This window comes from Salarchaeum sp. JOR-1 (genome assembly GCF_007833275.1).
Taxonomy (GTDB): Archaea; Halobacteriota; Halobacteria; order Halobacteriales; family Halobacteriaceae; genus Salarchaeum.
Genome location: NZ_CP042241.1, coordinates 1,896,919 through 1,909,750, shown reverse-complemented (window position 1 = coordinate 1,909,750; position 12,832 = coordinate 1,896,919). Strand labels below are relative to the sequence as shown.

Annotated in this window: 14 protein-coding genes; 5 read left to right on the top strand and 9 right to left on the bottom strand. The window is 66.7% G+C overall.

Annotated features, from left to right (window positions below):
• Positions 1-30: 30 nt before the first annotated feature.
• Positions 31-435, top strand: coding sequence for an SRPBCC family protein (locus tag FQU85_RS10870; RefSeq protein ID WP_145847792.1), 405 nt, complete (start codon positions 31-33; stop codon positions 433-435).
• On the top strand, positions 432-1,229 hold the full coding sequence (locus FQU85_RS10865) for a carbon-nitrogen family hydrolase (RefSeq protein ID WP_145847790.1): 798 nt from the start codon (positions 432-434) through the stop codon (positions 1,227-1,229). Before FQU85_RS10870 ends, FQU85_RS10865 begins: the two co-directional genes overlap by 4 nt.
• A gap of 157 nt (positions 1,230-1,386) precedes the next feature.
• Here the strand turns inward: FQU85_RS10865 and FQU85_RS10860 are convergent, their stop codons facing one another.
• The 3 genes from FQU85_RS10860 to FQU85_RS10850 all read right to left on the bottom strand — a co-directional run bounded on the left by FQU85_RS10860 (position 1,387) and on the right by FQU85_RS10850 (position 4,113).
• Entirely contained in the window at positions 1,387-1,686 is a 300-nt protein-coding gene (locus FQU85_RS10860; protein WP_145847788.1) for an antibiotic biosynthesis monooxygenase, read from the bottom strand.
• A gap of 63 nt (positions 1,687-1,749) precedes the next feature.
• Positions 1,750-3,267 (bottom strand): aldehyde dehydrogenase family protein, encoded by a 1,518-nt coding sequence (locus FQU85_RS10855; protein ID WP_145847786.1) that lies wholly within the window; start codon positions 3,265-3,267, stop codon positions 1,750-1,752.
• A 48-nt stretch (positions 3,268-3,315) separates the two neighbouring features.
• Entirely contained in the window at positions 3,316-4,113 is a 798-nt protein-coding gene (locus tag FQU85_RS10850) for an RIO1 family regulatory kinase/ATPase (protein ID WP_145847783.1), read from the bottom strand.
• 87 nt (positions 4,114-4,200) lie between these two features.
• On the opposite strand from FQU85_RS10850, the gene FQU85_RS10845 reads away from it, so the two are divergent.
• The gene (locus FQU85_RS10845) at positions 4,201-5,343 is read left to right on the top strand and encodes an acyl-CoA dehydrogenase family protein (protein WP_145847781.1); all 1,143 of its coding nucleotides are present in this window, start codon (positions 4,201-4,203) and stop codon (positions 5,341-5,343) included.
• Positions 5,344-5,448: 105 nt separating this feature from the next.
• Here the strand turns inward: FQU85_RS10845 and ggt are convergent, their stop codons facing one another.
• The gene (gene ggt / locus FQU85_RS10840) at positions 5,449-7,068 is read right to left on the bottom strand and encodes a gamma-glutamyltransferase (RefSeq protein WP_145847779.1); all 1,620 of its coding nucleotides are present in this window, start codon (positions 7,066-7,068) and stop codon (positions 5,449-5,451) included.
• A 97-nt stretch (positions 7,069-7,165) separates the two neighbouring features.
• On the opposite strand from ggt, the gene FQU85_RS10835 reads away from it, so the two are divergent.
• Positions 7,166-8,143: an aldo/keto reductase gene (locus FQU85_RS10835; protein ID WP_145847777.1), complete on the top strand. Its 978-nt coding sequence runs from the start codon at positions 7,166-7,168 to the stop codon at positions 8,141-8,143.
• Positions 8,144-8,522: 379 nt separating this feature from the next.
• Here FQU85_RS10835 and FQU85_RS10830 read toward each other — a convergent pair whose 3' ends face one another.
• Both FQU85_RS10830 and FQU85_RS10825 read right to left on the bottom strand, forming a co-directional pair.
• A complete protein-coding gene (locus FQU85_RS10830) occupies positions 8,523-9,779 on the bottom strand; it encodes a Glu/Leu/Phe/Val dehydrogenase (protein WP_145847775.1) in 1,257 nt (418 codons plus the stop codon).
• Between the two features lie 70 nt (positions 9,780-9,849).
• A complete protein-coding gene (locus FQU85_RS10825) occupies positions 9,850-10,695 on the bottom strand; it encodes a CoA ester lyase (protein ID WP_145847773.1) in 846 nt (281 codons plus the stop codon).
• Between the two features lie 199 nt (positions 10,696-10,894).
• Between FQU85_RS10825 and FQU85_RS10820 the strand changes: the two genes are divergently transcribed.
• Positions 10,895-11,350 (top strand): MaoC family dehydratase, encoded by a 456-nt coding sequence (locus FQU85_RS10820; RefSeq protein WP_145847772.1) that lies wholly within the window; start codon positions 10,895-10,897, stop codon positions 11,348-11,350.
• A 26-nt stretch (positions 11,351-11,376) separates the two neighbouring features.
• Here FQU85_RS10820 and FQU85_RS10815 read toward each other — a convergent pair whose 3' ends face one another.
• From FQU85_RS10815 to FQU85_RS10805, 3 genes are read right to left on the bottom strand one after another with little or no spacing between them, the layout of a single operon-like run.
• A complete protein-coding gene (locus tag FQU85_RS10815) occupies positions 11,377-11,688 on the bottom strand; it encodes a transcription factor S (RefSeq protein ID WP_145847771.1) in 312 nt (103 codons plus the stop codon).
• 38 nt (positions 11,689-11,726) lie between these two features.
• On the bottom strand, positions 11,727-11,984 hold the full coding sequence (locus FQU85_RS10810; RefSeq protein WP_145847769.1) for a hypothetical protein: 258 nt from the start codon (positions 11,982-11,984) through the stop codon (positions 11,727-11,729).
• A gap of 31 nt (positions 11,985-12,015) precedes the next feature.
• Positions 12,016-12,786: an enoyl-CoA hydratase/isomerase family protein gene (locus FQU85_RS10805; RefSeq protein WP_145847767.1), complete on the bottom strand. Its 771-nt coding sequence runs from the start codon at positions 12,784-12,786 to the stop codon at positions 12,016-12,018.
• Between the last annotated feature and the right edge of the window lie 46 nt (positions 12,787-12,832).

The window sequence follows — 12,832 nt, the reverse complement described above, 5'->3', positions numbered from 1 at the left end:
GTTTTTCTCTCGACCGCTCGATGTAGACGTATGACCGTACGTGTCGAGCGGACGTTCGACCTCGACGCGCCGCCCGAGGACGTGTGGGCGTTCATCGCGGATCCGACGCGCCGCGCGAGCGCTATCAGCGTCGTCGACTCCTTCGAACAGGACGGCGACGTGACTATCTGGCACGTTCGCGTCCCCGTGGTGAATCGCACGATTCCCGTCGAGACTCGTGACGTGGAGCGCGAGGAGGGCGAGTACGTGAAGTTCGTCGGGAAGTCCAAGGTTCTCCGCGTCACCGGCGAGCACCGCATCGAATCCCGGGAGGGAGGCGGTACGCGTCTCCACAACGAGTTCGTCGTGGACGGCCGGCTCCCCGGCGTCGAGCGGTTCTTCAAGCGGAACCTCGACGAGGAACTGGACAACCTGAAGGAGCGACTGGACGGATGAGACTCGCGCTCGCCCAGCTCGAGATCGAAGCGGCGGCCGTGGACGCGAACACGGAACGCGCCGTCAGCGCCATCGAAACGGCCGCAGGCGAGGGCGCTGATCTCGTCGCGCTCCCCGAGATCTTCAACGTCGGGTACTTCGCGTTCGACGCCTATGGGCGGGAGGCCGAAGCGCTCGACGGCCCGACGCTCACCCGGATTCGGGACGCCGCGCGCGAGAACGACGTGGCCGTGCTCGCCGGGAGCGTCGTCGAAGACTTGAGCGCGACGGACGGCGGCCCCGCGGACGACGGCCTCGCGAACACGAGCGTCCTCTTCGACTCGTCGGGCGACCGCCTGCTCGCGTACCGGAAACACCACCTGTTCGGGTACGAATCCGCGGAGGCCCGCATGCTCGTCCCCGGCGAGGACGTGCCGACCGCCGACCTCGACGGCGTTACAGTCGGCGTGACGACGTGTTACGACCTCCGCTTTCCCGAACTCTACCGCGACCTCGCGGACGACGGCACAGACGTCGTGCTCGTCCCGAGCGCGTGGCCGTACCCCCGCGTCGAACACTGGAAGACGCTCCCCCGGGCGCGCGCCATCGAGAATCTCGCGTACGTCGCCACAATCAACGGCAGCGGCAGTTTCGACGACGCCTCGCTTCTCGGGCGCTCCACCGTCTACGACCCCTGGGGCACCCCGATAGCCACCACCGACGACGACCCCGACATCGTCACCGCGGAGGTCTCACGCGATCACGTCGCGGAAACCCGCGCGGAGTTCCCCGCCCTGCGCGACCGTCGCCGGTAAACAACCTTATACGGGAGGACGACCAACTGTCGCGTGCCGACGCACAGGCGCTTTTCTCGCCGACGTGTCGGCACAAATTGGCGTCCACGTCCGCCACACCGCGTCCACCCCGTTCCCGGCGTCCACCCGCCGGGAACCCCCCACCTCCTCCCGCCACTCACACAACTTCGTAGTGCGCCACTTCCTCGTCCCACCGGGACAGTAGCGCTCGCGCCCGCTCGGGAACGTGCGCTGTCTCGTACTCCTCGCCCGCGAACGACTCGACGGCGTCGTAGTCCGCGAACCGAATCACCGTCACGAACTCCACCTCCCCGTCCAGCGACCGCCGCAACACCTCGCCGCCGAGACAGCCCGCGATACCGGATTCCGCGTTCGGAAGCACCTCCTCGGTCACGAACGCCTCGTACTCGTCCGCCGACTCCGGCGCCGTGTACCCGTACCAGACACGCGCAATCATGCGCTGGTGTTCGACACCGGGGTTTGTCGAACCAGCGAAAGAAGAAAACCGTCGAGAGAACCGTTAGTCGTCTTCGGTTTTGATGTCCGCTGAGAGCCCCTGGGCCATCTCGATATCCTTCGAATTGTTGAGCGTCCAGGCGGTGCGTTCAGTGACGGCCTCAATAACTTCCCGGGCGCTCGGATACCCGTTCCCCGACTTCTTCACCCCGCCGAACGGCAGATGAACTTCCGCCCCAATACACGGCAAGTTCCCGTACGCCAATCCAACCTCGGCGTTATCGCGGAAGTAGTTGATCTGGCGGTAGTCCTCACTGATCACCGCGCCCGCCAATCCGTAGGGCGTGTCGTTGTGGATTTCAACCCCGCGCTCGATACCACCCGAGTATTCGATCAGCGCCACGTGCGGCCCGAACACTTCCTCCCGAATACACTCGAGATCCGGCGCGTAATCGATTTCGTAGACGAACGGCCCCACCCAGTTCCCGTCCTCGTGGCCATCCGGAATCTCCGCGGCGTCAAGGCTGGTGCGGTCGACGAGCACGCGCGCGCCCTCCTCGCGCGCGCGCTCGTTCCCCGTCTTGATTTTCTCGACGTGCTCGGATTCGATGGCGGGCCCCATGAACGTCGCGTCGTCGAGCGGATCGCCGACCGCGACCTGTTTCGCTTGCTCGACAAACCGCTCTTTGAACTCCTCGTAGACGTCCTCGTGGACGATGAGGCGTTCGCTGGAGACGCAGCGCTGGCCGGTGGTCTTGAACGAACTCATCACCGCGGAGTGCACGGCGACGTCGAGGTCTGCTTTTTCGGTGATGACGATGCCGTTTTTTCCACCCATTTCGCAGGCGGCGAGTTTGCCGGGTTCACCGCCGACTTTGGAGGCGATTTCGTGGCCGACCTCGGCGCTTCCGGTGAAGAGGACGGTGTCGATGCCGTTGTCGTCGACGATGCGCGCGCCGGCGTCGCCGAAGCCCTGCACCATGTTGAACACGCCGTCGGGAATATCGGCGTCGTCGAACATTTCGGCGATGATTTGGCCGCACCAGGGGGTTTGTTCGGCGGGTTTCCAGACGACGGTGTTGCCTTCGACGAGGCTGACGGCCATGTGCCAGAAGGGGATGGCGACGGGGAAGTTCCAGGGGGTGATGCAGCCGACGGTGCCGCGGGGTTTGCGGCGCATGTAGGCGTCCTTCGACGGGATTTCGGAGGGGACGACGTCGCCGTGTGGGTGGCGGGCGTTGCCGGCGGCCCACTCGACCATATGCCAGGCTTCGGTGACGTCCGCTTTTCCCTCGGAGATCTCTTTTCCGCATTCTTTGGTGACGATTTGGCCGAGTTCGTGGTGGCGGTCGCGGAGTTCGTGGTAGATGTCCCAGAGGTATTCGGCGCGGTCGATGTAGGAGAGCGCCTGCCACGTGTTTTCGGCGTTGTTTGCGGCGTCGATGGCGGCGTCCACGTCGGCGTCGGTGGCGCGGTCGAACTCGCCGAGTGTTTCGCCGGTCGCGGGGTTCGTGCTCGCGAACGTCTCCGCGCCGTCGCCCGACACCCACTCGCCGTCGATGTAGTGTTTGTAGGTACTCATCTCGGCAAAACCTGCGCGGTCTGGGAGTAAAAAGATAGGGACTTCACCCTACTCGGCGGCGGCCTCGATTTCGCCTTTCAGCGCGCCCGCGTCGAAGTCGTGGTCGGGCCGGATGTTCACGAAGTCGAGGAACTCCCAGGCGTCGAGGAGGTCGCTGGCGTCGTAGTGCTCGCGGGCGGCCGCGACGGCGACCGTCGCGCCGACGAGCGGTTCGAGCACGGCGAGCGCACAGGCGAGGTCGTACGCGCGCGCCGCGGCCTCTCGGCCCTCGCGGACGTTCGTCGCGTCGATGAAGTAGAGCTCGCCGTCGGAGACGAGGACGTTCTCTCCGCGGAGGTCGCCGTGCGCGATGCCGCAGTCGTGCATCGCGCGGAGGCCCGCGAACAACTCGGGGGCGTACGCTTCGATGTCCGCCTCGGGGAGGTCGTCGAGCGGCGTGAACTCGGGGAGGTATTCGAGGACGAGCACGCCGAGTCCGTCGAACTCGAACACGTCCACGGGCTCCGGGACGTTCAGGCCCGACTCCCGCATGCGTTCTGCGGCGTCGTACTCGTAGGCGGCCATCGCGTACGCGTCCTCGAACTGCTCGAAAAAGCCCTCCGTGCCCGAGGAGAACACGCCGAGGTTCCGCATTCCCGTGAATAGCGCGTGCACGGTCGCGTTCTGGGGCGTCACAACCTTCACGAAGTACTCGTCGTTGACCACGAACGGCGTCGAGAACCAGTTCTCGGCGTTCAGGAACTCCACGCGAACCTGCGGTTCGCCGTAGCGCTCGCCCAGCTCGCGGGCGAGCGATTCCAGCCGGTTCCAGGAAACCGTGCCGCGGACGAACCGCCGAACGCTCATATCCCTACCTGGCCCGCGTTGCCCATATGCTTCCCGCCTCGCCCGACTGTCCGGTGTGTTTATACTCCTGCTGGCAAATTTTGACACATGGATTTCAGCATCCCCGACGAACACCGGATGATTCGGGACACCGTCCGCGAGTTCTGCGAGGAGGAAATCGAACCCATCGCACAAGACATCGAGGACGAGCACCGCTTCCCCGCGGAGATATTCGACGCGCTCGCCGACCTCGACATGCTCGGCGTTCCCGTCTCCGAGGACTATGGGGGATTGGGTGCGGACTACCTCACGTATTCGCTCGTCGCAGAGGAGCTCGGCCGCGTCTCCGGCTCTATCGGATTGTCCTACGTCGCGCACACCAGCCTCGCATCGAAGCCCATCGAGCTGTTCGGCACCGACGAGCAGAAGGAGCGCTGGCTCCGCCCGCTCGCGGAGGGCGACTACCTCGGGTCGTGGGCGCTCACCGAACCCGGAAGCGGGAGCGACGCGAGCGACATGGACACCACCGCCGAACGCGACGGTGACGGCTACGTTCTCAACGGAACGAAGCAGTTCATCACGAACGCCTCGGTCGCCGGGTCGGTGCTCGTGAAGGCCGTGACGGATCCCGGGGCGGGCTACGACGGCATCTCCACGTTCATCGTCGACCCCGACGAGGACGACGGGTTCGAGGTCACGACCGAGTGGGAGAAGATGGGGCTCAACGCCTCTCCGACCTGCGAAATCCTCCTCGACGACCTCTACGTTCCCGACGACCGACTGCTCGGCGAGGAAGGCGAGGGGTGGAAGCAGACGATGAAGACGCTCGACGGCGGCCGTATCTCCATCGCCGCGCTCTCCACCGGCCTCGCCGAAGGCGCGTACCAGGCCGCGCACTCCTACGCGCAGGAGCGCGAGCAGTTCGGCAAGCCGATTTCGAAGTTCGACGCCATCCGCGACAAAATCGTGAACATGTACCGCCGCACCGAACGCGCCCGCCTCCTCACGCACAAGGCCGCGACCGAGTACGACAAGGGCAACAGCGTGAGCACGGAGTCCGCGCTCGCGAAACTCGACGCGTCCGAGGCCGCGCGGAAGAACGCCGAGGACGCCGTCCAGACCCTCGGCGGCTACGGCTACACCACCGACTTCGCCCCCCAGCGCTTCTACCGCGACGCCAAACTCATGGAGATTGGGGAAGGAACGAGCGAAATCCAGCACGTGGTTCTGGGTCGCGAACTCGGCCTCTGACCTGGTGGACTCTGCAAGGGCGAGCGAACGGAGTGAGCGAGGGCTTGCGAGGGAACGAGCGAAATCCAGCACGTGGTTCTGGGTCGCGAACTCGGCCTGTCGGGGTTAGAACCCGACCGCCTGCCCGTCCTTTCTCGGATCCGACCCGCCGACGAGCGTGCCGTCGTCGTCCCGCCAGACGACCTGTCCGCCGCCCCAGTGGCCGCCCGCCTCGAAGAACTCGTCCTCCTCGATGACGCGGTGGCCGCGGCCTTCGAGGTCGGTCACCACCGCCTCGGGAATCCGGTTCGTTTCGAGGGCGACCTGATTGTTCTCCAGCCACCGGAACCGGGGCGCGTCGAGCGCCGTCTGCGGGTTCATGCTCGCGTCGAGGTTCGCGACGACCTGGAGGTGGCCCTGCGGCTGCATCGAGCCTCCCATCACGCCCCAGGACGCGCGGAACTCGCCGTCCTCGCGGAGCATCGCGGGGATGATGGTGTGGAACGGGCGCTTGCCGGGTTCGAGGCTGTTCGCGTGGTCGGGGTCGAGGCTGAACGAGTGGCCGCGGTTCTGGAGCGCGAATCCGCCCGTGGTGAGCGCGCTCCCGAAGTTCATGTAGATGGAGTTGATGAACGAGACGGCGTTGCCGTCGCCGTCCACGACGGTGAGGTAGACGGTGTCGGCGTGGTCGCCCGCCTTCGCTTCGCGGACGCTCGCGCGGTGGCCGATTTCGCCGGCTCGCTCCGCCGCGTACTCCCGGGAGAGCATCGTCTCCAGCGGAACGTCGTAGTTGTCGGGGTCGGTGATGTGCTCGTGGCCGTCCGCGAACGCTATCTTGACGGCCTCGATGAGGTGGTGGAGGCGGTCGGGGTTCGTCGGGTCGTCGGGGAGGTCGAACTCGCTCGCGACGTTGAGCGCTTCGAGCGCGACCGTTCCCTGGCCGTTCGGGGGGTGTTCGAGGACTTCCAGGCCGCCGTACTCGGTGCTGATTGGGTCGGTCCACTCCGGACGGTAGGATTCGAGGTCAGAGACGGCGAGTTCGCCGCCGTGTTCGCGCACGGTCTCCACGACATCTTCACCGATAGGGCCGCCGTAGAGCGCGTCGATTCCCTCGTCCTGGATTCGTTCGAGGGTGTCAGCGAACGCGGGGTTTCGGAGGGTGTCGCCGGCCTCGTACGGCTCTCCCTCTTCGTCGAGGAAGGTGTCCGCGGTCTCGTCGTACGCCCGGATTCGGGGGGCGGCCTGCGCGAACTGGCGGGCGACGAACTCGCTCACGGGCACGCCCTCGCGAGCGTACTCGACTGCGGGTCCGAGGAGCGCGGCGAGGCTGCGGGTGCCGTAGCGCTCCGCGAGCGCGTCCCAGCCCGCGAGCGCGCCGGGAACCGTGACGGGGAGGCCGCCGTCCTCGGGCATCGCCGGGTCGCCGCTCTCGTCGGTGGCGTCGGTGCGCTCGCGGTACGTCTCGACGTCCGCGGCGGCGGGCGCGGGGCCGCTCGCGTTCAGCGCCTGGTACTCGTCGCCGAACTGCGTGAGCGCGAACGCGTCCCCGCCGACACCCGTCATGTTCGGTTCCACGACGTTCAACACGGCCGCGGTCGCGACCGCCGCGTCCGCCGCGTTCCCGCCGTCCTGAAGCACGGACAGGCCGGCCTGCGCGGCGACGGGATGACTGGTCGCCACCATCCCGTTTCGCGCGTGCACGGCCGACCGCCGCGACTCGAACGCCCAGGGGTACTCGAACTCCATACCTGCCTCTCGACGCTCGCCCCCAAAAGTCCACGCGCGACGGACGCGCTTGCCGGGACGCGGAAGGCTTCTTGACGGCGGCGCGAGACACTCGCGTATGGAGTACACGACCCTCGGCGACACGGGCATGGACGTCAGCCGCATCTGCCTCGGTTGCATGAGCTTCGGCACCCCGGAGTGGCGCGAGTGGGTGCTCGACGAGGAGGAATCCCGGGAGATCATCGAGCGCGCAATCGACCTCGGCATCAACTTCTTCGACACCGCGAACATGTACTCGAACGGCGAGTCCGAGCGCGTGCTTGGGGACGTACTCTCCGAGTATGATCGGGATTCGCAGGTCGTCGCGACGAAGGCATTCTTCCAGATGGACGACGACAATCCGAACGCGGGCGGTCTCAGCCGGAAAGCCGTCGAGCAGGAGCTCTCGAACTCCCTCGACCGACTGGGCATGGATACCGTCGACCTCTACCAGATTCACCGCTGGGACTACGACACGCCCATCGAGCAGACGCTGCGCGCGCTCGACGACGCCGTCCGCCGCGGGGACGCGCGGTACGTCGGCGCGTCCTCGATGTGGACGCACCAGTTCGCCGACGCGCTGCACACGAGCGACGCGCTCGACCTCGAACGGTTCGCGACGATGCAGAACCACTACAACCTCGCGTACCGCGAGGAGGAGCGCGAGATGCTGCCCTACACGCAGAAGAAAGGCGTCGGCGTGCTGCCGTGGAGTCCGCTCGCGCGCGGCTTCCTCACCCGCCCCCACGAGGACATCGACGCCACCACGCGTGGCGAGACGGAAGAACACATGTACGAACACCCCTATCGGGAGGGCGGCGGCCTCGAAATCAACGAACGCGTCGAAGAACTCGCCGCAGAGAAGGGCGTGACGATGGCCCAGATCAGCCTCGCGTGGGTGCTCCACAAGGACTGGGTGGACGCCCCCATCGTCGGAACCACCAGCGTCGAACACCTTGAAGACGCCGTCGAAGCCCTCGACATCAAACTGAGCGACTCCGACATCGACTACCTCGAAGAACCCTACCAGCCCGTGCCCGTCAGCGGCCACCAGTAACCAAAACGGCCGGGGTACGGTGGCGGTCGCGGCGCGGTTGGCGGTGCGGTTTCGTTCGTCGCGATGCCGCGGGCGACGCAGTCGCCCGCTTGCGTCCGCCGACGTTCGCGTGAGCGAAGCGAACGCGAGCACGTCGGAGCACCGCTCCGACGACTGGCCAGGGTGGGACGACCGAGAATCGGAGATTCCCTGCGCCGGGAGAGTCGCTCCGCGACTCGTCCCGGCATGAAAAGGTCTCCAGAATCAGAGATTCTGGACGATGCAGGCAGACGCGAAGCGTCTGCCAGGCAGGTCAGCCCGACGCTCCGCGTCGGGCTGAGGGTCCTCGAAAATCGGAGATTTTCGGGATCCAGCGAGACCTTCGGTCTCGCGACGACTTTCAGGGCCAGTTCCCGTTGCCCGTGTAGGCGTCCACGACGCGCTGGATGGCGACGACGTAGGCGGCGATGCGGAGGCTGGGGAGGTCGAGGGTTTCGTAGGCGTGGGTGAGTTCGTCGAAGGCGTCGGTGATGACGCGTTCGAGCTCGTCGTTGACGCGGTCTTCCGTCCAGGAGAAGCGCTGGCGGTTCTGCACCCATTCGAAGTAGCTCACCGTCACGCCGCCGGCGTTCGCGAGGATGTCGGGGACGACGGCGACGTCGGAGTTCTGGAGGACGTCGTCGGCGTCAGGGGTGAGGGGGCCGTTGGCGGCTTCGACGACGACGTCCGCCCGGACGTCGCGGGCGATGGCTTCGTCGATTGCGTTTTCGAGGGCGGCGGGCACGAGGAGGTCGACGTCGAGCGTGAGGAGGTCGCGGTTGGTGAGTTCCTCGGTGTCGCTGTAGCCGGTGACGTTCCCGGTGTCGTTCTTGAACTCCTTGACTGCGACGGGGTCGATACCCTCGGGGTCGTGAATACCGCCGCTGGAGTCGCTGACGGCGACGACCGACGCGCCCTGTTCGTCGAGGAGTTTCGCGGCTATCCAGCCGGCGTTCCCGTATCCCTGGACGGCGACGGTGGCGCCGTCGAGGTCTTTATCGAGGTAGTCGAAGACCTCGCGCGCGGCGAGCATCGTAGAGCGGCCGGTGGCTTCGACGCGCCCCTCGCTCCCGCCGTTCTCGATGGACTTCCCGGTGATGACGCCGGGTTCGGTGGTGTTTTCGAGTTTCTCGTAGGTGTCCTTGATCCAGTTCATCTCGCGCTGGCCGGTGTTCACGTCGGGCGCGGGGATGTCCTTGTCCTCGCCGATGAACGGTCGGAGCTCCTTCGCGAACGACCGCGTGAGGCGTTCGAGTTCGCTCGTAGAGTACTCGCTGGGGTCGACGACGATGCCGCCCTTCCCGCCGCCGTAGGGGATGTCGACGACGGCGCACTTGTACACCATCCACCCGGAGAGGGCTTTTACCTCGTCTCGAGTGACGCCGGGGTGGTAGCGGATGCCGCCCTTGTAGGGACCGCGGTCGCCGTTGAACTGCGAGCGGTAGGCGCGGAATGTCTCGATGCTGCCGTCGTCCAGGTCGACGGTGAGGTTCATCTCCAGCACGCGCTCGGGGTTCTTGATGCGTTCGATCACGTCGTCGCCGACGCCGTCGGGTAGGTGGGCGGCGGCGTCCTCTATCTGCTCCTGCAGGTTCTCGAACGGATTGGACTCGCTCATCGATTGAACCGATTTCCCCACCGAGAATAAGCGTGGTGGCTTTCGTATGGTACCAGTTTATGTACGGCGTTTAATCCTCCGCGTTGGCGCGGGCGACGATGCGCTCCGCCTGCGCGACGAGTGGTGCGTCCACCATCTCGCCGTCAACCCGGAACACGCCGCGGCCCTCGGCGTCCGCCTCGGACTTCGCCGCCAGCACGCGCTCCGCCCACTCGACATCGTCGGGGTCGGGACGGAACGCGTCGTGAATTGGTTCGATCTGCGCCGGATGGATGGCCAGCTTCCCGTCGTACCCCAGTCCCGCCGCGAACGCCGTCTCCTCGCGCATGCCGTCGGCGTCATCGATGTCCGTGTAGACGGTGTCGATGGCGTCCACGCCCGCCGCCGCCGCGGCGAGAACGACGTGCTCGCGCGCGTGCAGGACTTCCGTTCCCTCGTCGGTGCGGGTCGCACCGATGTCGGCCGAGAGGTCTTCCGCGCCGAACGCGACCGCCGTCGCCGCATCCGCCGCCGCTATCTCCTGCGCGTTCAGCACGCCCGCCGCGGACTCCACGAGCGCAATCACGTCCGCGTCGACGCCGTGCTCGTCCAGCAGGCGTCCGAGCGTCCGCACGTCGTCCGCGTCCGCCACCTTCGGCAGCATCACCGAATCGACGTGGTCGTCGGCGGATTCGAGCGCCGCCACGTCGTCGTCCGCCGCGACGCCGATCGAGTTCACGCGCACGCACACCTCGCAGTCGGGGTGGAACCCCGGCGCGGTAAGCACGTCCGAGACTGTCGCGCGCGCCACGTCCTTCTCGTCGGGCGCGACCGCGTCTTCGAGGTCGAACACGACCACGTCAGAACCTGACTCTGGAGCTTTCCGCATCATCTCCGGCCGGTCGCCGGGCGTGAACAGGAGACTGCGTCGAACCATACCGCGAACAGACGCCGAGGCGGCTTAGTTGTCGCGGCGCGCGAGCAGCGCGACAGCGAGTGCCGCGACCGGCGCGCCGAGCGGGGCGCTCGTGCGCGTCGAGAGACAGCACGCCCAGATACTGGAGTTCTGACGCCGGAACGGGTGGCTGCCGTTCGAACCGCCGGGGTTTTTCTCCCCGACTCGCGACCACTCCGGTATGGCCGGGAAGTACTACGAGGAGTTCGAGGTCGGCGAAACCATCGAACACCGGAAGTCCCGCACCGTCAGCGAGTCCGACAACCAGCGGTTCTGCGACATGACGATGAACCAGCAGCCGCTCCACCTCGACGCCGAGTTCGCCGACGACACCGAGTTCGGCGAACGCCTGGTCAACGGCCTCTACACGATGAGCCTCGCCGTCGGCCTCACCATCCCCGACACGACCGACGGCACCATCGTCGCGAACCTCTCCTACGACAACGTCGAACACCCCCAGCCCGTCTTCCACGGTGACACCATCACCGCTCGAAGCACCGTGACGGACAAGCGCGAGACCAGCGACGGGGAACGCGGCATCGTCACGATGCACGTCGAAGCCCTGAATCAGGACGACGAGGTCGTCTGCGAGTTCGACCGAACTGCGCTCTCACTCAAGAAAGAACACGCCGAGTAACGGCGCCGGCGCGCGGAACGCGGCGCTCAGTTGTCGTCTTCGCGCCAGGTGTGCTCGCACTCGGTGCAGACGAAGAAGCGCGTCTCGGACTCGTCGGCCGCCCGAATCTGCTGCATGTACCAGTAGGCCTCGTCGTTCCCGCACTCCGGGCAGCGCGCGTCCGTGGTCGGAAGGCCGTTGTTCTCGCCGTCCGTCTCGATGACGTCGCTGGCTTCCTGTTCCTCGGAGAGCACGTAGTTCGCGTCTGGATCCTTCGGCTGCTTGTGCCCGCAGGAGTCACACACCCAGAGGTCGTCCTCCGCGTGCATCATCGAGCCGCAGTCGTCGCAGAATTCCATGCCCGCCCTAGCGGGCGTCGTCAGTTAAGCCCCCGGATTCAGCCCTCTCCTTCGGACTGCCCGGGTTCGCCGACGGCCTCCGTCGGGAGGTTGTTCCGAATCTCGGCGTCGAGCATGCTCGGGTCGTCGAACACGTCCTCGTCGGAACGCTCGACCACGTCAGCGAGCGGTTCCTCGCCGTCCGCGTACTGGAGGACGTAGCCGTCGAGTTCCTCGACCGCGCCGCCGTGCGTGAGCGGGTACGGAAGCCCGTCGAGCGCGTCGTCGAGTTCGTTCAGCTTGATACGAGTTGCCATACTGGACGGTCGCGCGCATCCGCCTTAGTTCTTAGTCGAAGTCGGGGTCGCGGTCTTCGAGGAACGCCGCCATGCCCTCGCGCTGGTCGGGCGTGCCGAACAGGCCCGCCCAGGTGCGGCGTTCGAAGTCCAGTCCGGCGTCGAGCGTGGTGCGGTGGCTTTCGTTGATCGCTTCCTTCGCGGCGGCCAACGCGAACCCCGGTTGCTCCGCGAGGTCGCGGGCGAGGCTGTGGGCGTGTTCGCGGAGCTCGTCGTGGGCGACGACGTCGCCGACGAGGCCTTCCTCGTAGGCGTCGGTCGCGTCGATGCGGTCGCCGAAGTAAATCATGCGGCGCGCGGTCTCGTCGCCGACGAGGCGGGGGAGACGCTGGGTGCCGCCCCAGCCCGGAATCACGCCGAGGTCGATTTCGGTCTGCCCGAGCACGGCGCGCTCGGAGGCGACGCGGAGGTCGCAGGCGAGCGCGAGTTCGAGCCCGCCGCCGAACGCGTAGCCGTTGATAGCCGCGACCACGGGCGCGGGGAACTCCTCGATGGCGCGCGTGAGGTCGTGGCCCTTCCGCGCGTACGCCTCGGCTTCAGCCGTCGCGATGTCCGACATGTACTCGATGTCCGCGCCCGCGACGAACGCCTTCTCGCCCGCTCCCGTGAGTACGACCGCGCGGGCGTCCCGGCGCGCGGCGTCCGCGAACGCGTCCGCGAGCGCGTCTAGCGTCGGCGCGTCCACGCTGTTCAGGCTCTCCGGGCGAGTCACGGTCACCGTCGCTACGCCCTCCGACACGTCGAGTTCGACGAGGTCGCTCATACCTCGCAGCACGGCGACGGACTGCATAACGGTTGGGTTCGGGGCT